The organism is Streptomyces fungicidicus, assembly GCF_003665435.1.
Taxonomy (GTDB): Bacteria; Actinomycetota; Actinomycetes; order Streptomycetales; family Streptomycetaceae; genus Streptomyces; species Streptomyces fungicidicus.
In genome coordinates this window covers 6535391-6560329 of sequence record NZ_CP023407.1, presented here as the reverse complement: position 1 = coordinate 6560329, position 24939 = coordinate 6535391, and the positions used below count along the sequence as shown (strand labels likewise).

20 protein-coding genes and 3 pseudogenes are annotated in these 24939 nt (G+C 68.9%); 10 read left to right on the top strand and 13 right to left on the bottom strand.

Going from position 1 to position 24939, the window contains the following annotated elements; genetic code table 11:
• The first annotated feature begins 29 nt into the window (after positions 1–29).
• Positions 30–1427, top strand: a complete 1398-nt coding sequence (locus CNQ36_RS29555) for an NAD(P)-binding domain-containing protein (protein WP_121548208.1) — start codon at positions 30–32, stop codon at positions 1425–1427.
• 144 nt (positions 1428–1571) lie between these two features.
• Here the strand turns inward: CNQ36_RS29555 and CNQ36_RS29550 are convergent, their stop codons facing one another.
• Positions 1572–1985 carry a MerR family transcriptional regulator gene (locus CNQ36_RS29550; protein ID WP_206278525.1) on the bottom strand — a complete coding sequence of 138 codons (414 nt, stop codon included), beginning with the start codon at positions 1983–1985 and terminating at the stop codon, positions 1572–1574.
• A 398-nt stretch (positions 1986–2383) separates the two neighbouring features.
• Between CNQ36_RS29550 and CNQ36_RS29545 the strand changes: the two genes are divergently transcribed.
• Positions 2384–3886 carry a SulP family inorganic anion transporter gene (locus CNQ36_RS29545; RefSeq protein WP_163013391.1) on the top strand — a complete coding sequence of 501 codons (1503 nt, stop codon included), beginning with the start codon at positions 2384–2386 and terminating at the stop codon, positions 3884–3886.
• A gap of 370 nt (positions 3887–4256) precedes the next feature.
• Here the strand turns inward: CNQ36_RS29545 and CNQ36_RS29540 are convergent, their stop codons facing one another.
• On the bottom strand, positions 4257–4736 hold the full coding sequence (locus CNQ36_RS29540; RefSeq protein ID WP_121548206.1) for a CGNR zinc finger domain-containing protein: 480 nt from the start codon (positions 4734–4736) through the stop codon (positions 4257–4259).
• Between the two features lie 106 nt (positions 4737–4842).
• On the opposite strand from CNQ36_RS29540, the gene CNQ36_RS29535 reads away from it, so the two are divergent.
• Both CNQ36_RS29535 and CNQ36_RS29530 read left to right on the top strand, forming a co-directional pair.
• Positions 4843–5709 carry an alpha/beta fold hydrolase gene (locus CNQ36_RS29535; protein WP_121548205.1) on the top strand — a complete coding sequence of 289 codons (867 nt, stop codon included), beginning with the start codon at positions 4843–4845 and terminating at the stop codon, positions 5707–5709.
• Positions 5710–5821: 112 nt separating this feature from the next.
• Positions 5822–6352, top strand: coding sequence for a Tn3 family transposase (locus tag CNQ36_RS29530; RefSeq protein ID WP_410177126.1), 531 nt, complete (start codon positions 5822–5824; stop codon positions 6350–6352).
• A gap of 44 nt (positions 6353–6396) precedes the next feature.
• Here CNQ36_RS29530 and map read toward each other — a convergent pair whose 3' ends face one another.
• A complete protein-coding gene (map, locus tag CNQ36_RS29525) occupies positions 6397–7179 on the bottom strand; it encodes a type I methionyl aminopeptidase (protein WP_121548203.1) in 783 nt (260 codons plus the stop codon).
• 65 nt (positions 7180–7244) lie between these two features.
• Here map and CNQ36_RS29520 point away from each other — a divergent pair, with 65 nt between their 5' ends.
• On the top strand, positions 7245–7550 hold the full coding sequence (locus tag CNQ36_RS29520; RefSeq protein WP_121548202.1) for a helix-turn-helix domain-containing protein: 306 nt from the start codon (positions 7245–7247) through the stop codon (positions 7548–7550).
• Between the two features lie 364 nt (positions 7551–7914).
• Here the strand turns inward: CNQ36_RS29520 and CNQ36_RS35425 are convergent, their stop codons facing one another.
• The 3 genes from CNQ36_RS35425 to CNQ36_RS29505 form a co-directional block, all read right to left on the bottom strand.
• Positions 7915–8067 carry a hypothetical protein gene (locus tag CNQ36_RS35425; RefSeq protein WP_228313101.1) on the bottom strand — a complete coding sequence of 51 codons (153 nt, stop codon included), beginning with the start codon at positions 8065–8067 and terminating at the stop codon, positions 7915–7917.
• A 676-nt stretch (positions 8068–8743) separates the two neighbouring features.
• Positions 8744–10234 (bottom strand): AAA family ATPase, encoded by a 1491-nt coding sequence (locus CNQ36_RS29510; RefSeq protein ID WP_410177139.1) that lies wholly within the window; start codon positions 10232–10234, stop codon positions 8744–8746.
• Positions 10235–10831: 597 nt separating this feature from the next.
• Positions 10832–11347, bottom strand: a complete 516-nt coding sequence (locus CNQ36_RS29505) for an ATP-binding protein (RefSeq protein ID WP_003973107.1) — start codon at positions 11345–11347, stop codon at positions 10832–10834.
• Positions 11348–11589: 242 nt separating this feature from the next.
• Here CNQ36_RS29505 and CNQ36_RS29500 point away from each other — a divergent pair, with 242 nt between their 5' ends.
• A complete protein-coding gene (locus tag CNQ36_RS29500; protein ID WP_011030530.1) occupies positions 11590–12582 on the top strand; it encodes a LysR substrate-binding domain-containing protein in 993 nt (330 codons plus the stop codon).
• Between the two features lie 172 nt (positions 12583–12754).
• On the opposite strand, the gene CNQ36_RS29495 is transcribed toward CNQ36_RS29500, so the two are convergent.
• Both CNQ36_RS29495 and CNQ36_RS29490 read right to left on the bottom strand, forming a co-directional pair.
• Positions 12755–13990: a protease gene (locus CNQ36_RS29495; protein ID WP_011030529.1), complete on the bottom strand. Its 1236-nt coding sequence runs from the start codon at positions 13988–13990 to the stop codon at positions 12755–12757.
• A 166-nt stretch (positions 13991–14156) separates the two neighbouring features.
• Positions 14157–16754: a collagenase gene (locus tag CNQ36_RS29490; RefSeq protein WP_121548200.1), complete on the bottom strand. Its 2598-nt coding sequence runs from the start codon at positions 16752–16754 to the stop codon at positions 14157–14159.
• 446 nt (positions 16755–17200) lie between these two features.
• On the opposite strand from CNQ36_RS29490, the gene CNQ36_RS29485 reads away from it, so the two are divergent.
• Positions 17201–18766, top strand: a complete 1566-nt coding sequence (locus tag CNQ36_RS29485) for an ABC transporter substrate-binding protein (RefSeq protein WP_121548199.1) — start codon at positions 17201–17203, stop codon at positions 18764–18766.
• A gap of 428 nt (positions 18767–19194) precedes the next feature.
• On the opposite strand, the pseudogene CNQ36_RS35745 reads toward CNQ36_RS29485, so the two are convergent.
• From CNQ36_RS35745 to CNQ36_RS29465, 3 genes and pseudogenes are all read right to left on the bottom strand, one after another.
• A pseudogene (locus CNQ36_RS35745) lies at positions 19195–19484 on the bottom strand (type II toxin-antitoxin system death-on-curing family toxin); the annotation flags it as partial.
• Entirely contained in the window at positions 19481–19675 is a 195-nt protein-coding gene (locus CNQ36_RS29475) for a hypothetical protein (protein ID WP_003973114.1), read from the bottom strand. The pseudogene CNQ36_RS35745 and the gene CNQ36_RS29475, both read right to left, overlap by 4 nt.
• A 314-nt stretch (positions 19676–19989) precedes the next feature.
• Positions 19990–20586 (bottom strand): TetR/AcrR family transcriptional regulator, encoded by a 597-nt coding sequence (locus CNQ36_RS29465; RefSeq protein ID WP_030864013.1) that lies wholly within the window; start codon positions 20584–20586, stop codon positions 19990–19992.
• 153 nt (positions 20587–20739) lie between these two features.
• Here CNQ36_RS29465 and CNQ36_RS29460 point away from each other — a divergent pair, with 153 nt between their 5' ends.
• Positions 20740–23283, top strand: a complete 2544-nt coding sequence (locus CNQ36_RS29460; protein ID WP_121548198.1) for an MMPL family transporter — start codon at positions 20740–20742, stop codon at positions 23281–23283.
• A 118-nt stretch (positions 23284–23401) separates the two neighbouring features.
• Positions 23402–23698, top strand: a complete 297-nt coding sequence (locus CNQ36_RS29455) for an antibiotic biosynthesis monooxygenase family protein (RefSeq protein WP_228313099.1) — start codon at positions 23402–23404, stop codon at positions 23696–23698.
• 359 nt (positions 23699–24057) lie between these two features.
• Here CNQ36_RS29455 and CNQ36_RS29450 read toward each other — a convergent pair.
• Together CNQ36_RS29450 and CNQ36_RS35410 are read right to left on the bottom strand one after the other, a co-directional pair.
• Positions 24058–24314, bottom strand: a pseudogene (locus CNQ36_RS29450) (LuxR C-terminal-related transcriptional regulator); the annotation flags it as partial.
• Between the two features lie 24 nt (positions 24315–24338).
• The gene (locus CNQ36_RS35410; protein WP_163013389.1) at positions 24339–24449 is read right to left on the bottom strand and encodes a transposase; all 111 of its coding nucleotides are present in this window, start codon (positions 24447–24449) and stop codon (positions 24339–24341) included.
• A gap of 180 nt (positions 24450–24629) precedes the next feature.
• Here CNQ36_RS35410 and CNQ36_RS35405 point away from each other — a divergent pair.
• A pseudogene (locus CNQ36_RS35405) lies at positions 24630–24786 on the top strand (DUF475 domain-containing protein); the annotation flags it as partial.
• Positions 24787–24939: the final 153 nt, after the last annotated feature.

The window sequence follows — 24939 nt, the reverse complement described above, 5'->3', positions numbered from 1 at the left end:
ACGGATGTCGAAACACGCAAGGAGTCGCCGTGAACGCGCCCGCCACCAAGCTGCCCGTCGTAGTGATCGGGGCCGGTCCTTCCGGTCTGGCAGCCGCCGCCCACCTGATCGACCAGGGCATCGAGCCCCTGGTCCTGGAAGCCGGCCGGAGTGCCGGGGCCTCGGTGCGTGAGTGGTCGCACGTGCGCCTGTTCTCCCCCTGGGGGGAGGTCGTCGACCCGGCCGCCGAGAAGCTCCTGGCTCCCACCGGCTGGACGCGGCCGGACCCGGCCACCTACACGTCGGGCGGTGACTGGGCCGAGCTGTACCTGCAGCCGCTCGCCGACGTCCTCGGCGACCGCGTCCGCACCGGCGCCACCGTCACCGGCGTCTCCCGGACCGGCCGCGACCGCATCGTGGACGCCGACCGCGAGCAGCAGCCGTTCGTCGTGCACGTCGCCCACACCGACGGCCGAGAGGAGCGGCTCTTCGCCCGCGCGGTCATCGACGCCTCCGGCACCTGGACCACACCGAGCCCCGCCGGCGGCAGCGGACTGCCCGCGCTCGGCGAAAAGGCCGCCGCGGACCGGGTCACCTACCGCGTCCCGGACCTCAAGGACCCCGCCGTCCGCGCCCGGTACGCCGGCAGGCGCACCGCCGTCATCGGCTCCGGCGCCTCCGCGTTCACCGCCCTCGCCCTCCTCGCCGACCTCGCCGAATCCGACGACGGTGCCGGGACGAAGGGCGTGTGGATCCTGCGCCGGGGCATCTCGGGCTCGACCTTCGGCGGCGGCACCGCCGACCAGCTCCCCGCGCGCGGCGCCCTGGGCCTGGCGGCGAAGGCCGCCGTCGACGCCGGTCACGCGGACGCGGTCACCGGCTTCCGTACCGAGGCCGTCGAGCGCGACACCGACGGCCGCCTGATCCTGGTCGGCGAGGACGGCCGCCGCCTGGACCCGGTCGACGAGGTGATCGTCCTGACCGGCTTCCGCCCCGACCTGTCCTTCCTGGACGAGTTGCGCCTGGGCCTCGACGAGCGCCTCCAGGCACCGGTCGCGCTGGCTCCGCTGATCGACCCCAACCAGCACTCCTGCGGCACCGTCTACCCGCACGGCCACCGCGAGCTCTCCCATCCGGAGCAGGGCGTGTACCTGGTCGGGATGAAGTCCTACGGCCGCGCCCCCACCTTCCTGGCCATGACCGGCTACGAGCAGGTCCGCTCCGTGGCCGCGGCGATCGCCGGCGACCTGGACGCGGCCGACCGCGTGGAACTCACCCTGCCCGAGACCGGAGTCTGCGGCGGCGCCGGCCTGTTCGACGCCCCCGACGCCCAGGAGGGCGACGGCGGTTGTTGCGCGCCCGCGCCGCAGCTCGTCCAGCTCGGCGCCCCCGCCGTGGCCGGGGCGGCCGCCGAGGAGGCTCCGACCGGGGGCTGCTGCGGCTCGTAAACGACCTGGGCACCCCCACGCGCGGCCTGTACGCCACCCTCGCCCGCCGCGCTCATCGCACCGGGGACAACCACCGGGGCTGTACCCGACCGAGCGGGACGACGGAGCCGCCGGCCGGGTCGGCCCACGTGCGGCGCCACGGGCTCACGGGCGGGCCGCGGGGCCGTTCTGCGCCAGGCGGGCGCCCAGGGTGGCGGCGAATTCCTCGGCGCGGGTCAGCTGGACACGCAGCTTCTCCACCTGCTCCGTTGCGGCCTGCTCGTATACCCGGACGCGGCCGAGCAGGGCCTCCCGCTCGTCGTCGTCGAAGGCCTCGCCGCTGTCGAGACGGTCGGTGGCGTCCAGGAGGTCGCGCATCTGGTCGAGGGTGAAGCCCAACGGCTTCATACGGCGGACGACCATGAGCCGGGCGACGTCGGTCTCCGTGTAGAGGCGGAACCCGCCCTGGGAACGGGCGGAGGGGACGACCAGACCGGTCTCCTCGTAGTGCCGGATGGTGCGCAGCGACAGCTCGGTGCGCGTGGCGACCTCGCCGATCTGCATGTGCTTGCCGTCCACGTCCCCGCGCCTGGCCTTTCCGTCATGGTGGGCCGCGTCCCGTGCGACCCCACCGACCCCTACCCTAACGTTAGGGTAGAGTTGTCGGCGGTAAGGGCGGTCCAGCTGCCGCGCTACCGCCGTTCCGGGGCCGAAGGTCCCCCGGCGAAGATCCCGATTCTTGCAGGAGAGAGCGTGCGCGAGCCCATGACGCCGATCGCCGCCGCCTGCCCACCGTGACCGGTCGCCTCTGATGTGAGCCGGCCGCGCTTACCTCCAGGCCCCCGGCTTCGATCATCCCTTCGCCTTCCGGCCCGCCCCGCGGGTCGTCCGCGGGGTGCCGTCCGGCCCCTGCGTGTCCTTCCCGCACGCCCCGGCCCGCCGACGGGGTGTGCCCTAGCACGACAGGTACGCATCTCTTGTCTTCTGCTGCTGTGACTCCCACCGCGCGACTGCGCGGCCTGCGCCCCGACTGGCTGAACGATCCGAGGGTCTGGCGCACCGAGGTGCTGGCCGGGCTGGTCGTCGCCCTGGCCCTGATTCCCGAGGCGATCTCGTTCTCGATCATCGCCGGCGTCGACCCGGCGGTAGGTCTGTTCGCCTCGTTCACCATGGCCGTGGTCATCTCGGTCGTCGGCGGCCGCCGCGCGATGATCTCCGCGGCGACCGGTGCCGTGGCGCTCGTGATCGCACCGCTCAACCGCGAGCACGGCTTCGGCTACCTCGTCGCCGCCGTCATCCTCGCCGGGATCATCCAGGTCGCCCTCGGCGCGCTCGGGGTCGCGAAGCTGATGCGGTTCGTTCCCCGCTCGGTGATGGTCGGCTTCGTCAATGCCCTCGCGATCCTGATCTTCATGGCACAGGTGCCGGAGATGCACGACGTCCCCTGGGCCGTGTACCCGCTGATCGCCGGCGGGCTGGCGCTCATGGTGTTCTTCCCGAAGATCACCAGGGTGATCCCGGCGCCGCTCGTCTCCATCGTCATCCTCACCGTCATCACGGTCGCGGCCGGGATCGCGGTCCCGACCGTCGGCGACAAGGGCGAGCTCCCGTCCTCGCTACCGGTGCCCGGTCTGCCGGACGTCCCGTTCACGACGGACACGCTGACGACGATCGCGCCGTACGCGTTCGCGATGGCGCTGGTCGGTCTGATGGAGTCGCTGATGACCGCCAAGCTCGTCGACGACATCACCGACACGCACTCCTCCAAGACCCGCGAGTCCATCGGCCAGGGCATCGCCAACGTCGTCACCGGCTTCTTCGGCGGGATGGGCGGCTGCGCCATGATCGGCCAGACGATGATCAACGTGAAGGTGTCCGGCGCCCGCACCCGCCTGTCCACCTTCCTCGCCGGCTCATTCCTGATGGTGCTGTGCATCGTCTTCGGCCCGGTCGTCTCGGACATCCCCATGGCCGCCCTCGTCGCCGTCATGGTCATGGTGTCCTTCGCGACCTTCGACTGGCACTCCGTCGCGCCCCGTACCCTCCAGCGGATGCCGGCGGGGGAGATCGCCGTCATGGTGATCACGGTGATCTGCGTGGTCGCGACCGACAACCTCGCCATCGGCGTGGTCGTGGGCTCGGTCACCGCGATGGTCATCTTCGCCAAGCGCGTCGCCCACCTCGCCCGTGTCAGCGCCGTCGCGGACCCGGACGGCACCAGCGTGGTCTACTCCGTGACCGGCGAGCTGTTCTTCGCCTCCTCCAACGACCTCGTCGGCCAGTTCGACTACGCCGGAGACCCCGACAGGGTCGTCATCGACCTCTCCGAAGCCCACATCTGGGACGCCTCCTCCGTCGCCGCACTCGACGCCATCGAGACCAAGTACAAGCAGCGAGGCAAGACGGTGAAGATCATCGGCCTGAACGACCTCAGCGCCGGCCTCCACGGCAAACTCACCGGCGAACTCACCAGCCACTGACCTCGCGCACTTCCACCGCCCTCGCTGTGGCCGGTCACCGGAGCACGGAGCCGGATGCGAACCACAGCAGAAGCCCTATCGGCTTGGCTCAAGAATCGCCACGCACTCCACGTGGTGCGTCATCGAAAAGGCGTCGACCTGAACGAGCCACGGAAAAGACCAGGTCAGATCCACTTTCCATACTCTCCACCTAGGTCCAACGCGACTCCGGGCAAGCCGCCGTCGCGGCCCCACAGGCCGGCGGTCACCTTCGGCCCCCGGACGCTCCGGCCACCATCGGGGCGCCCGCCGGGAAAGACACCACTCCTCACCGCCTGCCCTGCTGCTCGACGGGATTCCCGTTCGGTTTCCGCCGGGCCTTGGGGTGGATTCAGCGGGTGCGTTCGTAGTGGCGACGTGCTTTCTCGCGATTGCCGCAGACGGCCATCGAGCACCAGCGGGCGCGGTTGGCGCGGCTGCGGTCGAGCAGGAACAGCTGGCACGCGTCGTTGGCGCAGGGGCGCAGCCGGCCGGGCATGTTGTGCTCGGTGGCGGCCCAGGCGAGGACCGTCTCCACGGCCAGCCGGGCATGCGGGGGAGTCACGACTGTCCACCGAAGGCCGTCCGCGGTGATCTCAGGGGTCTGATGGACCCCTTCGAGCAGCGGGCCCAACGCGGCGGGCGAACTCTTTCCGCGCGCCACGTCCCGCAGGGCGTCCCGTGCCTCGCGCAGCAGCGCCAGTTCCGCGAGGCTGCCGTCGCCGCCGTGCTCCCGTGCCCAGCGCCTGCCCTCGGCCGGGTCGGCGAGCGCGTCCTGTTCTTCGCCGTTGATCAGCGGTCTGCTGTTGAGCAGGTCCAGCAGCACGTCCATGGGGCACCACCACCATCCTAACCTGATCGACTCGTTTGACAGGTTAGTCCACCTCGTGCTTCCGTAGCAAACAGCTAACCGGATCAGACACGTAAAGGGGTTAGACATGAGCTCGGTGCACCACCGGACCGCCACCGTCGACGGCCATGAGATCTTCTACCGCGAAGCCGGCCCCGCCGACGCCCCTGCGATCGTCCTGCTGCACGGCTACCCGACCAGCTCGTTCATGTTCCGCGAACTCATCCCGCTGCTCGCCGACCGCTACCGCGTCATCGCGCCCGACCATCTCGGCTTCGGCCACTCCGACGCACCCTCCGTGGCGGAGTTCGACTACACCTTCGACGCCCTCGCCGAACTCACCTCAGGGCTCCTCGACCAACTGGGCCTGGACCGCTACGCCCTCTACGTCCAGGACTACGGCGCCCCCATCGGATGGCGCCTCGCACTCAAGCACCCCGAACGGATCTCCGCCCTCGTCACCCAGAACGGCAACGGCTACGAAGACGGCTTCGTCGACTCCTTCTGGGCCGACCTCTGGGCCTACGGAGCGAATCCCGGCCCCGACACCGAACCCGCCGTCCGCGCCGCGCTCGGCATCGACGCCATCCGCTGGCAGTACGTCCACGGCGTCCCCGACCCCACCCTGGTCAGCCCGGACACCTGGGAACACGACATCGCCCTCGTCTCCCGCGAAGGCAACGACGAGATCCAACTCGCGCTCTTCCGCGACTACCAGAACAACCGCCCCCTCTACCCGCTGCTCCACCAGTACCTACGCACCAGCGAAGTCCCCGTGCTCGCCGTCTGGGGCCGCAACGACGAGATTTTCGGCCCGGCCGGCGCCCGCGCCTTCGCCCGCGACGCCAAGCACACGGAAGTACACCTGATCAACGGCGGACACTTCCTGCTGGAGAGCCACCTCGACGTCGTCGCGGGCTACCTCCGCGGCTTCCTCGGACGCGTACTGCGATAAGCGGCGGCCGGGGACTTGCATCGGAGCCTTCGCAGGCCACCCCGCCCGTCCCCCAAGTTCCGTCGGCGTCTGCCGGAGTCGCTGGTCGCCACGCACTGGCCGGACACACTCAGTGTCGCCGGGGCGCTCGTCACCCATCAGATCCGGGCCTGCGCCCAGCTGCGGATGTTCGGCCGTGAGAGGCACCCGACCCCGCTGGGGGGCGGCGTTCGCAGAGTACGGGCGGAACGACAAGACCATGCACCTGCTTGCTCTGGCAGACCCGGTCGACGACACCTACCGGCGGCTGCGAACGGCAGCTCACCGTCCAGGAGTCCCACCGCTTTCTCCCCCGCGCGATCTGCCACGGCGGCCTGGGCCGGTCCGCCAGGCGTACCGCGAGGACCAAGAAGATCGGTTGGCAAGCCTGGGCCCGGTCCTCAACACTGTCGCCCTGCGGAATACCCGCTCCCTGGATGCCGTCGTCGCCCAGCTCCGCGCCGAGGGCCACGACATCAAGGATGAGGCCGTGGCCCGCCTCTCCCCGCTCGAGGACCGACACATCGACTTCCTGGACCGCTGTCTGTTCAACATCAAGGCCGGCGGACCCGGTCAGGGCCTGCGCTCCTTCCGGGCCCCGGAGACTGTCGAGGACGAGGATTGACGGCGGCGCACCCCGCCCGCCGGGCCACTCCTTGCAGCGCCCTCTCAGGGCCGTGCCTGCGTGGGCAGGGTGAGAATTTCGGCTCCGTTGTCGGTGATGGCGATGGTGTGCTCGCTGTGTGCGGTCCGGCAGCCTGTCGCACTGCGCAGCGTCCAACCGTCGGCATCGGTGACGAGTGCGGCAGTGTCGGCCATGACCCAGGGCTCCAGGGCGAGCAGCAGTCCGGGGCGCAGCTTGTATCCGCGGCCTGGCCGTCCGGTGTTCGCGATGTGGGGGTCCTGGTGCATGGTCGAGCCGATGCCGTGGCCTCCGAACTCGGTGTTGATCGGGTAGCCCGCCTCAGTGAGGACCGTGCCGATGGCGTGTGAGAGATCACCGATGCGCGCCCCGGGCTTGGCGGCGGCGATGCCGGCGGCGAGTGCGCGTTCGGTCGTCTCGATCATCGCGACGCTCTCCGCCGGCCTGGCTGCGCCCACCAGAAAGCTGATCGCGGCGTCCGCGGCCACCCCGCCCCTGGCCACAGCGAGGTCGAGAGTCAGCAGATCCCCGTCTGCCAGCGTGTAGTGGTGGGGCAGCCCGTGGAGCACTGCGTCGTTGACGGCCGTGCAGATGTAGTGCCCGAACGGGCCGCGCCCGAAGGAAGGTGCGTAATCGACGTAGCAGGACTGCGCTCCCGCCTCGGTGATCATCTCTTTGGCCCACTGGTCGATGTCCAGCAGGTTGGTCCCGACCGTGGTGCGGGTCTTCAGCGTGTGCAGGATGCCTCCGACCAGAGCGCCGGTGTCCCTCGCCCGCTCAAGCCGCGCGGAGTTCAGGATCTCAATCATGGGGGACCTCTCCTCTGCTTCCAATAATTATCCCGGTCTAACTGTACCGGTATTAGAATGGGGTCATGGTCAGGTTGCCGCTCACCCCCGCCGAGGTAGAACGCGGACAGCGCCTCGGCGCCCTGCTCCGCCGGGCCCGGGGCTGTCGCTCGATGCTGGACGTGGCGCTCGCTTCGCGCATCTCGCCGGAAACCTTGCGGAAGATCGAATCAGGCCGTGTGGCCACCCCCGCCTTCCCGACCATCGCGGCGATCGCCGACACCCTCGGCCTCTCTCTCGACGCCGTCTGGGCCGAGATCAACCGGGCGGAGCGAACCGTCGAAGACCAGCCGGTCCTGCCTGTCGCACAGCGTCCATCGCTGGTTTCTTGACGTGCTCCCTGGCCTGAAGTCCAGGGATTCCGGCCTGGGTCGTCTGACCCTTCCACCTGGCCGAGGCGCTCATCCTCGAGAAGGTGTTCCGGAGGGGCCGACCGGCACTCCGGGCACCTCTGAAGCCTCGGCCGCGATCGGCGAAACCCTTCACCGGTTGGCCTTCGGCTCATCAGAGGAAGCCCGCTACCCTCTCGGTCCCACCAGACATCCTCGTCGACGTCTTGGAGTGGATGGCCATGGATCTCCTCGGCGGTCAGAACGGAGCAGCCGCGAGGCAACTCCTCGGCCTCCAGGACCACCGCGTCCGTGGCCCGTGTGGGCAGGTCGCGTGAGTGAGAGCCCGGCACCCCGGCACACCGGCTCATTCCCGGGCGTAGTTGCTTCCGCTCTCCGTGGTCTCGCCCTCGTAGAGGATCGCGTGGACGCGTCGCAGCACATCGAGGTGGGCGCAGTGGTGAAACTCGACCAGCGCGTGCACGACGACCGACTCGGCGACCACCGTTTCCCGGGGCAAGGATGACCCCAGGTCGGCCAGACACGGGTGGTCCTCTGCTGCCGGCGGACATCGGGAGCCATCCGCTCCGCCAGCCGCTGCCGCACCTCGTCGGCAGCGTCCTCGTCGAGCACCGCGAATTCCGCGTCAAGGTCACCGCGAGGTTCCGAAAGCTGCTCCCGGAGGGCGGCCATCGCCCCAGGCGTGCAGGAAGACGTCCGCTGCCGTCCGGCGGTTCGGTGAGCCCGCGACCGTCCCGTGAGGCCGGGGACGCCCCCGCAGGTCCCTTCGGTCCCGCACAACCGAGCAGCGAGACCGGTCGCCCCGACGGCTCCTGGATGCGCCTCAGCGCATCCAGGTCGTCGTCGGGCAGTGCGACCATCGTCCGTGCAAGGTCGCCGTATGCCCTAGCCAGAGGGCCCAGCGCTTCGCTCTCGGCCGCACGGAAGCGGCACCGCTGTTCGACGCCCAGCTCGATGGGATCGCCCTGCTCGGCCGCGAGCATCCTCAGGGCGTCGAGTCCGGCCCGTTCGAGTTCGGTGACGCGTGTCGCCTCGCCGCACTCCGCAAGATCACGCAACGAGCCGTCCTCGGTCCACACGTCTATCCAGCTCAGCGGAAGCCACGGGGCTGGACCGTTCCGGGTCCGGTAGGCACTCCGAGATCTCTACCGAACCCGGGACAGTTCAGTCGGCGGTTACTCGATCCCGTAGAGACCCGGCAGGTCGACCAAGAGTAGGTCGTCGCGGCCGGCCGCAGACTCGATCAGGTCCGGGTAGAAGCCGTGCAGGGAGAACAGGGCCAGGGTGGTGCCCGTGGTGTCGTAACCCTGGTCGGCGAGCAGGGTACGGATGCGTTCCAAGCGTCGCAGGTCGCCGGTACCGCGGCGGGCGGCGGTGGCCTTGGCCTCGCCGAGGAGGGCGATCCGGGCGCGGGGGGCCTGCGGGCGCTCGCCCAGGGCCAGGGCGATGACGTCGACCTCGTGCTTGGTGCGGGCCCCGGGGTCCGCCACCTCGGTGGTGCCGACCGGGCCGGGCAGGCCGCCGGGAAGCAGGGTGTGGGCGTAGCGGCGGGTGAAGGCGCGGGCGAGGTCCTCGAAGTGGGGGCCGAGGATCTTGGAGTTGAAGGTCGGCGCGGCGGCCTGCCACGCCTCTTCGGCGAAGCCCTGCTCGACAGTGGCCGCCTGCGGCAAGGTGATCAGCTGATTGAAGCGGATGACGGGGTCGGCCAGGGTGATGACGGGGTGGCGGGGACGCAGGATGTCCTGCTCGCGCTGGATGTAGCCGGTGGACAACAGGACGTCGAGCGGGTGGGTGACGGCGTTGCGCTGTCGTTCCAGGGCCGCACCGATCTTGCTGGGGGTGGTGGCACCCTGGGCGATCGCCGTGAGGATGTCGTAGTAGAGGGTGTGCTGGGTGATCCGCGGATCCTCGCGCAGCAGATACTCCGTCTCCGTGCGCGAGTACACCGCCCGCCCCGGGTCCAGGAGCGTCCGCGTCAGCCAGGAGGCGAAGCCGTCGTTGGGGTGCGGACGGGCCGCCACCGGCCGGTAACCGGGAGCACCCCCGAGGACGGCGTGCACCTGCAGAGCGGTCAGCGGGTCGTCGATCTGCCAGAAGGCACGACTGGCCCGGTAGTCGAAGGCCCCCAGCCGTAGATCGATCACCGCGCGGCCGCGCAACGGCTTCGTCCCCGACAGCAGTTCGTGCATGACGCTCATCGCGGACCCGCACAGGACCACACGCGCTCCGGGTCCGGGCCCGGTGCCCCGCTGGCGCTCGTCGTAGAGCTGCTGGAGCAGGCCGGGGATCTCGGGAGAGTGCTGGAGGAGATACGGCAACTCGTCGATCACCAGCAGCGGAGTCCGTGCACGCGCGGTGACGTCAAGGGCGTTGGACAGGACCTCACGCCAGTCGGTCAACCGCAGCGTGCCGGGCTGCAGACCCGCGTGGGCCGCGATGGCGTCGCTGAACCGCTGGATCGCCGGCAGCCGTCCTTCTTCCCGCACCGCGGTGACGTACAGGCCCCCGACCCTCTCGGAGAGTGCCTGCAGCAGATACGACTTCCCGTGCCGCCTGCGCCCCGACACGATCCCCAGACGCATCGCCGGATCCGGGTCCGTGACGAACTCGGTGAGCAGACCCCACTCACGATCACGGTCGACCACGTCCTCGGGTTTGGCCAGCATGCCCTCGTCCACCGGAACTCCCCACCAACCTGGATCGACAACGACCTGTCTAAGTCTACTTAGACAGGATCCGTCCAGCTCGACTTTCCTCACGACGGGCAACCGAAGTCACTCACGATGATCGTCGCAGAGTTGTGTCAGCGACCACCCCGACAAGGCTGTTGCGTATGTCGCGACACCTTGCTCCGGTCGGCCTCGCCGACGGGAGTCGAGCGTCACATGAGCGTCAAGAGTCCCGAAGACCGGGCATCACGCAGCCGCTCCCGCCCGTCACTCCAGTACGAACCCGCAGGTGAGGCGGGCTCGAAGGGTTCGACCTGCTGGATACCGCGAAACAGGTCGAGACCCACCGACCCTCCTACTGAAACGCAGGTCAGCGGCTCTTTCCCGCAGGCTCCAGAATCGCCACGCACTCCACGTGGTGCGTCATCGGAAAGATGTCGGCCTGAGGCAGCCGCAGAAAAGGCCAGGTCAAAGGCTGTTTCTCGGCTCGCTGTGCAGCTTGAAAGCGGCCAGAGCGTCAGACGAGCGTCATCACGCCCTCAGGCACGCCCGCCTGCCCTGGGTCGGCTACTGGGCCGCCCGAGGAGGACGAACTCACATCGCCGGAAACAGACTCGCCAGTAGTCCGCTTCCTTGGGGAGCCAGTGACCAGCGTTCCCGGTCTGCCTCGAAGCCGTGGTCCGCCTCCTCAGCCGGAGCCGACTCGATAGCCCGCTCCTGTGGCGTCCGCAGCGGCAGAACCGCCCAGCAGCGCTTCCCGCGGGAAGTGGTCTCGACTCCCCGTATCAGACTGAGGTCCTCGATCAGGGCGAGTCCCCGCCCGCACTCGTCGTCCGCCTCCGTCTGCCGAGGCCGCGGCAGCTCCCGACTGTCATCGAGGACCGCGACGACGACCATGTCGTGCACCAGCGTCAACTCGACGGTCATGGGCCCGCCCGCGTGCCGCAGCCCGTTGGTGAGGAGCTCGGAGGTCACGAGTTCCGCGCTGAAGCGGAGCTCTTCCTCGACCGGCCCTCCCCACCAGCTCAGCGCGGTGGAGACGCGGTGGCGGGCGCGGTGAACCGCGGCCCCGGTCGCTTCGACGGTGAAGCTGATGCAGGTGTGAGGCATGATGTCGCTCCTCGATGGCGGTGCGCTTCAGGCTTCCGCAGTCGCCTCTGCGGACCAACACGCAGGTCCGAGATTTCCACGGCGGTCACCCGGGAACAACCGGCCAGGCCATACCAGAGGCTCCGGCTCATCCATAACCCTCGGGCTACTGGTCGACCGAAGGCGTCAGGCCGTCCCGGATTCCCCACCGCCTTCCTCCTGGCGCATAATGGAACTCTGTTCGCCCGGAGCGAGGTGCCCCCGTGGAACTTGAGCTGCGCCACTTGCGCGTGCTGTGTGCGATAGCCGACGCGGGGGGCGTCGGCCGGGCTGCTGCGGCGCTCGGATACACCCAGCCGGCGATGAGTACCCAACTGCGCCGCATCGAGGGACTGCTCGGCGAGGGGGTCTTCCTGCGCAGCAGCGCGGGCGTGGAGCTCACCGCCTACGGCGCCCAGGTCGTCGGCCGGGCCCGGGAGATCCTGGCGCTCTCCGACAATCTCGCACGGCTGCGGCCTCCCCGCTCGTCCGGGGCGACACGTCGGCTTCGCCTCGGGGCCATCAACACACCGGTGGTACCCACCTTGCTCGACGTCCTCCGTGAAGCCTGCCCCGATCTGACCGTCTCGGTCAGCAGTGTGTACGCGACCGGAGAACTCATCGATCTCCTAGAGGCCGGCGAGCTCGACGTCGCCCTGGGTTGCGACTACCCAGGGCTTCCTCTTCGACACTCTCCGAAGCTGGACCACCGAGCTATCAGAACCGTCCCGGTGTTCGTGGCCACCCCTGCCGATCACCCACTGGCGCACCGGCTGGAGGTGTCCTTGGCCGACCTGTCGGAGGACGCGTGGTTCGTCTCCGCGGACGACGGGGTGGGCTGGCCCGGCGCCTTCTACGACGCTTGTGGGGCCGCGGGATTCAGGCCCGCCGTCACCCACGAGTTCCACATGCTCGACCAACTGCAGTCGATGATCGCCAAGGGTCTGGGGGTGGCCGCCGTCCAGCCCACCATGCGCCCGGTGGGCGGAGTACTGGTTAAACCCCTCGCGGGGGATCCGCTGTGGCAGCGGCATCTGCTCGTCTGGCGGCGGGATTCGGTCGAGGCGTCGGCCGTCGAGGTGGTGCACCATCATGCCGTACGCGCCCACTGGCAACTGCTGTCGCAGGCTCCGCACTTCCAGAAATGGGTGACGCGCGCATACGCACCCGCCCGTCCCACGAACGGAGCCGGAAAGGCGCTCCCCGGTACGGTCTAATCGGCCGACGGGTTCCACCGCGCTGCGGCGTGCACGACGTGCCACGCCCCCGCCCCCAGTCCGCTGGGTGGCGGACGGAGCGGAGCACGGGGAAAGACGCCGACCGCGCGTGCGGCGGTCGACGTCCTCGTGATGTGACCGGGGCGGCGTACTCACGGTCCGCCCGGGCTGCTTAGCCGGCCAGCAGCGTGACCCCGCGGTCCGCCAGTGCTCGGCTGATCGGTTCGTGGATCATGCCGCATCCGCTGTTCGGCCCCCCGCTGAGGATGCCGTGGGCCGTTGAGCCGTCGTAGACGCCGCTGCCGCTGTCACCGGGAGCGTCGCATGCGGTGGACCAGGTCATGCCGGTCAGGGTGCGGCCTGGGTAGGACACCGTTGCGTTGGTCTCGGTGATCTGCCCGCAGGTGTAGCCGGTCGTGGAGCCCTGCTTGCACACGTACTGGCCGACGTAGTCGTAGTCCCAGTTGGTGATGCGGGTCGAGGGGTAGACCCAGCCGCGCGGCTGCCAGAAGCCGGGGTCGTCGACCCTGACGATCGCGGAGTCGCCGTAGTAGCCGAAGGTGTAGTCGGCGACGTGACCGACCCCCTGGTAGCCGTAGCTGTAGGTGGGGACCTCCCAGTACGAGCTGTCCTCCGCACAGTGGCCGGCGGTCATCATGTAGTAGCTGCTGCCGCTGTACGCCATGAAGGCGCTGGAGCAGCGGACGTTCGTGCCGTAGATGGCCAGGCCCGAGCGCAGCGGGGGGTCGCACGAGTACTGGCCGCCGCAGTAGAAGGGTTCGGAGGCATGCGCGTAGGTGCTGACCTCGAGGCCATCGCCGAGGGTCCGCTTCGCCCACTCCACGACTGCGTGCTGGGCGGGGGTGAGGGTCTTGCCCCGTGGCAGGTCCAGACGAACCTTGTTGTCCTGCACCACCACCGCGGACTGCAGGCCGTGGGCGGCGCCCTTGTTCGCTGCGGCGATACGGTGGGCCAGTCCTGCGGACATGCGGTCGAGTTGCCGCAGGCTGCGGTCGACGACGACGGTGGTCGTGTCGGGTGCCTGAGCCTGCGCGGACCGGGCCTCGACGAGGGCCGTGGCCGTCGACCGGGTGACGGCGACGGTCAGCCTGCCGCCGTGCTTCTGGTCGATCCAGGCTCCTGCGAAGCGGGAACCCAGGCGCTCACGCAGCGCTGTTGCGACGCCGGTGAGCCGCTCCTGCCGCAGTACGCGCCGCTGTGCCTCCTGGGTGGAGATGTGCTGGTCCGCTGCGAGTTGGCCGGCCGCGGCCTGTTGCGAGGCGCTGAGCCGTGACGTGCCCTGGTCACCGCTGCCGACGGCGGGTGTGGCGAGTGCGCAGGTGAGACCGACGGACATGATGAGGGACCACATGGCGCGGCGTCGCCTGCGTGCGGGTAATGACTTCACGCTCTGCCTCCTGGGAGGTAGGGATGCCCGTGTGCGGGCGGGCGATGTGTTCTCGGTCCGGGGCGACGGAGGTCTCCCCCCCCTGCCGCCGCCCCGGACGCCGCCCGGGGCGGGGAGAGCCGCCCCGGGCCGTCGTGAGGGTCGTGCCTTGGTGCGGAGCCGTGGGTCAGTAGGCGGAACTCACGGTGACGCCGCTGAAGCTGCTGACGGCGTGCAGGCTGATGTAGTTGGCGCCGGCCGGCGGGTTGGTGATGGTCAGGGTGTGGTTGTTGCCGGCTCCCGTGGCCCGCTGCGTGTAGCTCGTGGTGCCGGGCCAGCCGCTGGTGCTGTAGTACAGGTCCGCGTCGCCCGTCCCGCCGGAGGTGGTGATCTTCAGCTGGGTGGTGCCGGCCGGGACGTAGAGGTACAGGTAGGCGTAGTTGCCGGTGGTGGCGGACTGGTTGCCGCGTTGGCAGTTCTGGCCCAGTTCCCGAGTGTCGGTCCCGGTGCATTCGGTGCCGCCGCCTCCGCCGCTGCCGACGGTGACCGTCCTCGTGGCGGTGGCGGTGGCTCCCTTGTCGTCGGTGACGGTCAGCTTGACCGTGTAGGACCCGGCCGACCCGTACGTCTTGACGGGGTTGGTGGCCGTGGAGGTGGTGCCGTCGCCGAAGCTCCAGGAGCGGGAGGCGATGGTGCCGTCGGCGTCGGTGGACTGGTCGGTGAAGGTGCCGTTCAGGCCCTGGACGGCGGTGGTGAACGCGGCGGTGGGCGCCTGGTTCCCGGGCGGGTTGGTGCCCCCGCCACCGCAGTTGCCGGCCGCGCAGGCCGCCAGCCAGGTGTACCAGTCGTTGTCGTAGCGGGTGCCGATGGTGCCGGTCAGGTAGCTGCGGGCGGCGTTCCAGTTTCCCGCGCGGTAGTAGCTGAGGACGGTGTCCATGTCGGCGCGGTGGTTCTCGAGCATGTACCGCACGGCGAGGTAGCCCCAGCGGTAGATGCGCGTGGTGTCGTGACTGTACGTGGTGTCGAACAGGGTGCTCAGCGCGTACGTGCGACGCCCCGCCTCGGTCGTGGCCTCGGTGTAGGGGACGCCGCGGTAGGAGTAGGAGACGTACTCGGCGAAGCCTTCGACCCACCAGATGGTCGGGGTGGTGATGTTGGCGTTGAAGTCGCCGTACATGTCGAAGCGGCCGTCGAGGTAGTGGGTGTACTCGTGGTTGAGGTTCCAGATCTGGAAGTCCGGACGCAGCCACTCGGCCTCGTAGGCGATGAAGCGCGGCTGGTTGCCGGCCGCCGACGGATTCCCCTCCAGGTACATGCCGCCGTTGTTGGTGTCGATCCCGTACATCGCGCCGGCGTAGGTCTGGTAGTCGGTGCTGGAGTCGAAGACCACGACCTCGATGGTGCTGTTGTTGTCGTTCGCGACGGGGCCGTTGTCACGGACCACGTTGTGGAAGTAGGCGTCCTGGTTGCGCAGGCTGCTGCAGCTGGAGGACAGCTCGCCCGAGGTCATCTGCTGCGCCTTGATGGTGATGCTGGAGCTGCATGGGTAGGTCACCGTCAGGACGGAGCGGGCCAGTTGTGCCTGGAGGTCGCAGGTGCCGTAGTAGGAGCAGTTGGCCTTGTCGTAGTAGTCGGTCATCTCGGCGACACCGACCCACAGCGGGGCCGTCCGGCCCTTGATGGAGCTGGAGTTGAGCAGGCCGCCGGCCAGAGGGCTGACCTTGGAGCGCAGTGCGGAATGCTGCAGGAACCGGCCGAGTTCACGTCCCGCGTTCGACAAGAGGTAGGACTGGTCCGTTCCCAGCAGCGCGAGGTGGCCGCTCGCGAAGTTGTAGAGCGCGTCGATCAGGCCGGGGTCAGACTGCACGGCACTCACGAACGCGGGCACCTGGTGACCGCGGAAGGTCACCGTGTACACGTTGTTGACCGCGTTGAGCATCCACCACGACGAGTTCCAGGTGGAGTCGTAGTCCGCCAGCAGTCGCTTGACGACGTGGATGTAGCGGGCGTTCTCCTCGGCGCTGTCGATGAGCGTGACGGCCTCGGCGAGCGTCTCGCCGTTGGCGTCGTTGACGTCGCGGGAGTGCGGGCTGGCGAAGAAGGCGTCGAGCCCGGCGCGTATCGCGGTCTGCAGGCTGCTGCCGTAGGTGCCCACCGTGCCGGCGTTGTAGTAGTGCACGTAGTAGCCGGCGCGCAGGTAGAGCACGAGCTGCGGCATACCGGTGGAGGCGTTGCCCGGGTAGGACGTCGAGCCGTCGCGCAGGGCGTAGGCGACCGAGGTCATCTGCGACTCACGGAAGGCGTAGTAGGCGTCGTTCCCGGTCAGGTTGAACAGGGTGTTGACGCAGTCGGTCGTGGACGCCTTGATCTGCTGGACCAGCGCGCCGCCGCTCCGGCTGGTGAAGTCGGAGACGTTGCACGCGGCGGCACGCGCACGGGAGTTGCCGGTCTTGCCGGCGACCGCCTTGTCCGTCGACTTCGAGGGACGGACCGGCGCCTTCGCGGTCTTGCCGTACACCTCCTTGAGCGCGTCCTTACTCGCGGCCACGGGCGGAAGCTCGGACGCCTTCGTGCGTCCCTGCGCGACGTGCTCCGTCTCGGCGGTGGGGGACTGCGCGACGGGCGGGGGTCCCGCGTGCTCCGGGTCGTCCGCCGCGACGTGCACGACGGACCCGGTGTTCCCGGCTGCGCCGGCCGGCTGCGACAGCAGGCCCACGCTCATGGCGACGGTCAGGGCCAGCGGCAGCGCCGCCCCCAGACCTCGCCGTACCAGTGACTTTCTCACAGCGCCTCCCATGAGGGATCCGGCCGTGCGGAGCACGGCCGACTGAAGGGGGAGAGGACGTGGGAAACGGAGTACCGCACTGCCACCTGACGGAAGACGAACGACCTCCCGACTTGGCATGGCCACGCCCTGCAACACGGAACATGGCACAGGTGACATTGCACAGGGAATGGCATCGAGGAGTGAGACCGTGGGCGGGACCCGCGCAAGCGGGTCCGCAGGACCACCGGAGACGAGGCGGAACGGCTGCTGAGAGGGGGTGCCGACCCCTGGCGGCCCTCTCGCCGAACGGGGCATAGCAGTTCCACCGTGTCAGTCATAAGACTTCGTTCCGGAAGTGCCGTCGGGCTCCGAAGGAAGCGACGCCTGCGCATACTTGGCCGACGCACTCTCCACCCAGGGGTACGAAAATTCCTGTTCGTCTCGATCTTGCGAGGACGAGCCTCATGAGACCTATTCGTGCGCACATCCGTGCGTCCGTCATCACACCCACGGTGATCGCCACGGCACTGGCAGCCGGTCTGCTGCTTTACCCGACGGACGACCAGGAGGGCACCACCATCAAGGTCGGGACGACGGAACCGCCGACGTCACTCGACCCGGCCGGCGGCTACGACTCCGGCTCGACCACTCTGTACAGCAATGTCTTCCAGACACTGCTGACCCTGGAGCCCGGAGTGGCGGAGCCCGTTCCCGACGCAGCCGAAAGCTGCTCCTTCACCGATTCCGGCCTACGCACCTATCGATGCCGGCTGCGGGATGACATCACCTTCTCCAGCGGACGCAGAATGACAGCCAAGGACGTCCGGTTCTCGTTCGAACGGGTCAAGAAGATAGATTCCGACGTGGGGCCGTCGTCCCTCCTGGACACCATCGAGTCGATGGACGCCCGCGACCGGACCGTCACTTTCCGACTGACCGCACCGGACGCCACGTTCCCCTTCAAGCTGACGACCGGGGCGGGCTCGATCGTCGACTCGACCACGTACCCGGCGGACTCCCTGCGCTCGGACGGCCGGATCGACGGGACCGGACCGTACGGCGTCGTCTCCTACGCGAAGGGCGAGAAGATCTCCCTCTCGCCCAACCCTCGGTACAAGGGCGCCGCCGAGAACACCGGCCGGCCGATCGAACTCCACTTCTACGACACCCCCGACTCACTCGCCCGGGCCTGGATATCCCACCGCATCGATGTCGCCCTCAGACAGCTTCCCCCCGAAATGCTCGCCGATCTGAACCCGAGCGATCCGGGGCTTCGCGTGACGGAGGCGCAGAGCGCGGAGACTCGAAACCTGTATCTCAACAACCGCCGCGGCAAGCCGTTTCACGACAGACGCGCACGGCAGGCGGCGGCCTGGCTGATAGACAGGGACCGGATGTCCTACGACGTCTACGACGGAACCGTGGACCCGCTCTACTCCCTCATCCCGACGAGCATCACGGGCCACACCACCTCCTTCTTCGACAACTACCCTCACAAGGACGCCGAAAAGGCACGCCGCCTCCTCGTCGAGGCCGGTGAGGAAATCCCGCTGTCTTTCACCTACGGTTACGCGGCGGGACGCGGATCAGCCCACGAGGAGGCTGCGGAGGTGAAAAAGCAACTAGAGGCCGACGGGCTGTTCAAGGTGACCCTCAGAGGATATGAATGGGACGAATTCCAGAAGAGCTGGGCCGAGGGAGAGCTCGACGCCTACGCCGTCGGCTGGGTCGCCGACTACCCCGATCCCGACACCTTCGGCGGTCCTCTCGTCGGCACGGACGGCACCATGGCGACGGGGTACGGCAGCAAGGCCGCCGACCGGCTGATCACGAGCAGTCAGCGCTTCGCCGACCGGAGCGACGCCGAAGCCGACCTCGAAGCCCTTCAGCGGATCGTCGCCCGCGACGTGCCCGTCGTCCCGCTGTGGCAGGCCAAGGACTTCGTGGTGTCCGGGGAGGACGTGGGCGGCGGCCAGTACGCGGTGGACGGCACCGGGCTTCTGCGCCTGTGGCGACTGACCTGGATCTGACGGCTCGGACCTGACCCGACCGGACGGGGACGTGCGGCTGTTCGCCGGGGTGCCGGGACCGCTCCGGCCGCGGCGCCGAGGATTCCGACCGGTCTGCCACCGTATGCGCTCCGCGAACACCACCACAGGCCCTCTCAGTGCCCGGCGATGAGTTTGACAGCGACCACGCCAAGACCGATCACGGCGTTGAGTACGCCGGCGATCAGGGCTCCCAGACGCCCGGCGCCGACACGCAGCCCGCCCACGAAGCCCCACCGGGCCGGCGCCGCCACCTCACTGACCACCGAGACCCACAACGCCGTGTCCAGGGCGAGAACCCCCAGGGCGGACAGGGCGATCAGCAGCGCCGGTCCCAGTGCGCTGCTGAGGAGAGGGCTGCTGGTGAGCAGCGCGTGACGGGCCTCGGGTCCGTCGGGCCGGCGCCCGTGCGGCGGGACGGTACTGGCGCTGGCGCCGTTGAACCGCAGGAAGACGCGCATGGCGAGCCAGGCGGTGCGCTTGTTGCCGTCGATCAGCGCGTGATTGCGGGCGACGGAGTGCAGTAGTGCCGCGGCTTCTCGTGCAGGGTGGGATACAGCTCGGCTCCGAAGACGTTCGTCCGGGGCCGTTCGATCGCCGACACAAGGAGGCCCATGTCACGCACGCTGTGCTCGGCACCGTTGACCGTGCGCACGATGGCCAGGATCTCGTCGATCTGGAGGTAGCGCACGCCGCTCACTTCAAGTAGTCCAGAATCTCCGCATCGCTGTCCATCAGACCGGCCAGAACGTCATCGACCTTCAGCTCGGCCCGGTCCCGGGCATCACGAATGGCCCCGATGGCAAGTTCCTGCTTGCTGCAACCCTCCCCACGAGCCCGCTCCGTAAGCTTCGTGTCCAGGTCGTCGGGAAGCCGGAGTGTCATCGCCATAAGGTCATGATGCCTGCCTGGTATCACGCGCCACCGTCGAGTCTCGTGCCCTAAAAGCGCTGGTGACCCCCAGAGGCCGGGTGACCAATGAGCGCACCACGAACGTCAACGCACTGAACGCGCTGGTTCGGGTCGTGGACCTCGTAATCGATGGGCGTCGGGCACTGACCGGTCGGCCGCCCGGTGGCAAGATCGGATGAGACGAGGCATGAGCCACCAGCGGTCTGCGTCACGGTCCGGTGCGGCTCAAGATCCGGCTCGTTCTGCCGGGGCTTCGCTGTCGACGGGCCTGCGAGCCGCCTGGACGGGGTGCGTCACGGGTGATGTGGCAAGTCGTCATCCGCGAGCAGTCGACGCGTCGCTCCGGCCGCGAAGTCGGACACGGTTGTCAGATCGTCGCCTTGGTCGATTCTGCGGATGCACGCATCGACGACTGCTTGGACCACCGCCACGGTCAGCTCGGGCTGTGGCTGCCCCAGTTCGCGCACGACCCGGGCGAGCGCCTCGTGTAGCGAGATGTGCAGATTCCTCACCCGCTCCCGCGCCGACGGGGAGAGCGAGTCGCGCGAGAGCGCGGCCCGCCAGCCGTGGGTGCCGCGAGCTGCCTGTTCGAGGTTGGCCCTGACGTAGGCGGCAGCCTGGGCGGCGGGTGTGGTCTCGGCCGCGATGGCCTGCTCCACTGCGTCGATCCAGGCGGGGAATTCGCGGGTGACGACGAGTTCGAGCAGGTCGTCGATGGAGTTGAAGTAGCGGTAGATGCTGTTGCGGGCGATCCCGGCTCGCGCGGCAACCGCTCCGGCTGTGAGGGCTTCGGCACCGCCCTCTTCCAGGAGCTCCTCGGCCGCGTCGATCAGCTGCGCGAGCCGCTGCGCCCGGTGCTCCCGGACGCTGCCGGCTTCAATCTTGGGCATTTTCTCCGCTTCACCTCGGACGCTGTGCCGTCTCCCGCCAACCTACCCCCACGCCCGAGAGGCCGAGGGGGCGTGTTAGCTTGACGCAACTTAGAGACACCCTGTCGCTAAGTTCTGTCCGTACTTCCTGCCGAAGGCTGCCCGATGCAACCGATGAACTCCCCCGCTCTGCTGCGATGTCTCCTGGGATCGAAGAAGCGCGCCGCCGTGGTGGTGGCCTTCTGGGTCCTGATCGCGGGCCTCCTCGCCGGGGTCGCCCCGACCCTGGAATCCGTCGAGGACAACGCGTCCGCCAACCTGCCGCCCGCCGCCTCGGACTCCATGAAGGCCCGTGATCTCGTCCGCGCCCAGCTTCCGGGCCAGGACGCGACGCCGGCGATCATCGTGGTCCGCGGCAAGGGCACCGACGCCGCGAAGAGCGCCACGCAATCGGTCGCCGCCATCACCTCGGCCCTTTCCGGAACCAGCCGACCCGACCATGTCGTGAGCGTGGTCTCCACGGTGACCGCTCCCAACGCTGCGGCCGAGTTGGTCTCGCAGGACCGCGGTGCTCAGCTGGTCATCGTGCCCATGGAGGGCAGCCCCTCGGACGAGTCCTTCCAGAATGCGGTCGACGAGGTGCGTGCCCTCGCGTCCGACCGGGCCGGGCCCGCCGACGTCGCGGTGACCGGCCCCGCCGGGATCGCCACCGACACCGTGAAGGTCTTCAGCGGCGGTGACAAAGTCCTGCTGCTGGCCACCGTCGTGCTCGTCCTGATCATCCTGCTGGCGATCTACCGCTCGCCCCTGATGGCGCTCGTGCCGCTTCTTGCCGTGGGCGTGGCTATGCGCGTGGCGGAGACGCTCGGCGCGATTCTCGCGGACGCCGGAGTCATCACGGTCAGCTCCCAGACCGCCTCGATCATGACCGTGCTGCTGTTCGGGGTGGGCACGGACTACGCGCTGATCATCACCGCCCGCTACCGCGAGACCCTGCTCGACGAGCCAGACCGCGCCCGCGCGATGCAGGCCGCCGTGCGCCGCACCGCCGAGTCCGTCCTCGCCAGCGCCTCGACCATCGTGCTCGCCATGTTTGCCCTGCTCGTGGCCGTCTCCCCGGCACTTCACGGCTTCGGACCGTACCTCGCTCTGGGCGTGGCCGTCATGGCGCTGGTGGCGTTCACCTTGATCCCCGCCCTGGTCCTCCTGCTGGGCAGGGGCGTCTTCTGGCCCGGGGGCGTGGACAAGGCCGCCGAACGCAGTCGCGGCGCAGGCGTCTGGCACCGCATCGCCGCCCTGGTCGCACGGGCCCCCGTCAAGGTGGCCTCGGCCGTGATCGCACTCCTGGTGGTGCTGAGCGCGGGACTGCTCGGCTACCAGGAGAGCTTCAACACCCTCAGCGGCTTCCGCGCCGCCACCGAGTCGGAGCACGGACAGCACTTCATTCGGGAGGAATTCGGGCCCGGCGAGATCGCCCCCAGTACCGTCGTCGTCCATTCCCAGGACAACCTGCGCTCCAGCCCCGCACCCGCCGACATCGCCACCGCGCTCACCGACACCGATCACGTCAGCCGTGTCGCAGACCCCCGCATGGGCAAGGACGGCAAGACCGTCTTCTACGACGTCATCCTCGACCTCGACCCCTACAGCTCCAAGGCACTCGACGCGATCGGCCCCCTCAAGCAGGCCACACAATCCGCAGCCCAGGCCGCCGGCGTCCAGGACGCAACGGTGCTCATCGACGGCGAGACCGCGCAGAACGCCGACATCCGCTCCGCCCTCGACCGCGACACGACCCTCATCGTGCTGCTGGTCCTAGCTCTCGTCACCGCGGTCCTCGTCCTGCTGCTCCGCTCGCTCCTTGCCCCGCTCTACCTGGTCGCGACCCTGATCCTGTCGTTCCTGGCCACCCTGGGCGCCACCACCTTCTTCACCGTGACCGTCCTCGGTGACGACGGCATCGGCAACCGCGTCACCGCGTACATCTTCGTCTTCCTCGTCGCGCTCGGCGTCGACTACAACATCTTCATCATGAGCCGGTTCAAGCAGGAACTGCGCACCCAGCCCCCAGCGAAGGCGATCACCGCCGCCCTGACACGCACCGGCGGCGTCATCTCCTCCGCGGGCCTCATCCTCGCGGCGACCTTCGCCGTCCTGATGACCCAGCCGATCCGCGAACTGTTCCAGTTCGGCTTCGCCATGGCCTTCGGCATCCTGCTGGACACCTTCCTCATCCGCCCGCTCCTGGTCCCCGCCATCGTCCGCCTGCTCGGCAACCGCGCCCTGTGGCCCGCACGCCCAGGCACCCCGCAGACACCCTCCACGCCCACCTCCGAACCGCCTTCCGCCGACGCGCCGGCCGCACGGGCTGCCGAAACCGGCACCAGCCGTCTGCTGCGCGCGTTCACCTGGATCGCGATCATCGAAGCGTGCACGTGGGCAGGTCTGCTGGCCGGGATGTACCTCAAGTACATCCCCGAAACCACCGAACTCGGCGTACGGATCTTCGGCACCCTCCACGGCGCCGCCTTCATCGTCTACGTGTCCCTGACCGTCCTGGTCGCGATCCGGCTGAAGTGGCGGCTGGGCCGGACCACGATCTTCGCCCTGCTGGCCGCCGTACCCCCGTTCATGACTATCGCGTTCGAAATCTGGGCCCGCCGCACAGGCAGGCTCCCTCAGCCGACCGCGGACCCGAGCCCAACTCCAGCCCAGTAACCGCACCCCGCAACGGAACTCGATCGGACACGCGGTGCACATCACCGCCATCGCCGTGCGGGCCCCGGCCGGGCGGGACAGCCACCGACATCACACCAACAACCGAGAGAAGACAGAAATGATCACCGCCGTCACCGAGTTCACCGTCGCCGCGCCCGCCCAGGGCGCGTTCGAGAACAACTGCACCGCCGGCATGCGCGCCACCCTTTCCAACGTGCCGGGGCTGCGCAACGCACGGCTGCTGCGTCCCCGCAAGGGCGCACACGGCTACCTGGCCGTCCTCAACTTCGAGGACGACGCCGCATTCACCGCCTACACCTCGTCGGAGGCATTCCGCGCCGCGCACGCCGACCCCACCCACTCGCTCTCCGACGACAACCGCGTCACGGTCTTCGAAGCGGTCACGCAGGGCTGACATTTCTGGTCCCACGGGTGCCGGAATAACTCGCTCGGCCGAGCCGCGCCTGATGACGCAGACGGTGCCTCCTGACCGCACCGCGTCCGCGGTGACCGCCGAGTCGGCCAAGGGCGGCCCCTCGGAGTTACAGGCAGTGGCTCCGAGGGACCGCCCTCGCCTGTACAGGTAGGCAGACCAGGTGCAGGGGCCGGGCATTCTGGCCGCGGCGGAGGCCAGGTCCGGGGGGCGTGTCCGGCTCGAACTGGCCGTGGGCGTTCACATGGGTTCAGAGGAGCGGGCACCAAGCCCAGCCAGCACCACAACTCCGGACGCCGCTGAAGTCGTGGAGAACGGAAACACCGCCCACCACATACTGTTCAGCGGCGGATGAGCCCGAGGTCGTCGATGGCGGTGACAGTGGCCACAGCGGCGGTGCGCGAGTCGGTTCCGAGGTTGGCATAGATGCAGGCCAGGTGATATCGACGGTGCCTTCGGTCAAGTGGAGGCGTGCGCCGATGGCCTGGTCGGACAGTCCGTCGGCGATCGGTGAGAGGACTTCGGTCTCACGTCGGGTCAGGTTGGTGGCGGGAGCGCGGAGCCGGTTCATCAGCCGGTCGGCGACGGTGGGCGCAAGGTCCCGGGGGGGCGGAACCCCCTTTCACTGAAAGGTGCCGCCTTTCACCCATCGACGGAAGCGGGTGTGCAATGTGGCCCAGGAGTCGTACCGCTCGGGCACGTCCTGCCAAGCCGTTCCGGTCCGAAACTCCACACGATCCCGTTGAGTACCGGCCGATCGTGCAAGCGTTGCTGCCCCGGTCTGCCGAGCGGGGGCAGCAACGCTTGCACGAAGGGTCACCCGGCAACGGACAGTATCGGCTCCTCTCGGACTGGTGGCGAGCTGCGGTCGGAGCCGAGCTTCCAGACCGTGCCGGTGCGGCGCCCGCACAGACTCCTGAACGCAACCTGTTCCGTCGACGGTGTGATCGGCGCCTTCGCCATCACCAATGACAGCGCCCTGATGATCCTCGACCTGGGCGTCGACGCCCTGCACCCTGCGGTCCCTGACCGTCTACCTGATCCGTCAGGGCACCCTCGACGATTACCTGGAGCAGAGAGAACCTGCTTCATCGGGCGCGAGAGGCAGGGCCCTGCCTCCCCAGTCGGTGACGACCCTTCAGAAATAGCGTCACCCGAGCGTCAAGACCTTCGGTTTCCCTTCGCGCCAGGAGAAGGGCCGACCACGCCGACATCGCGGCACC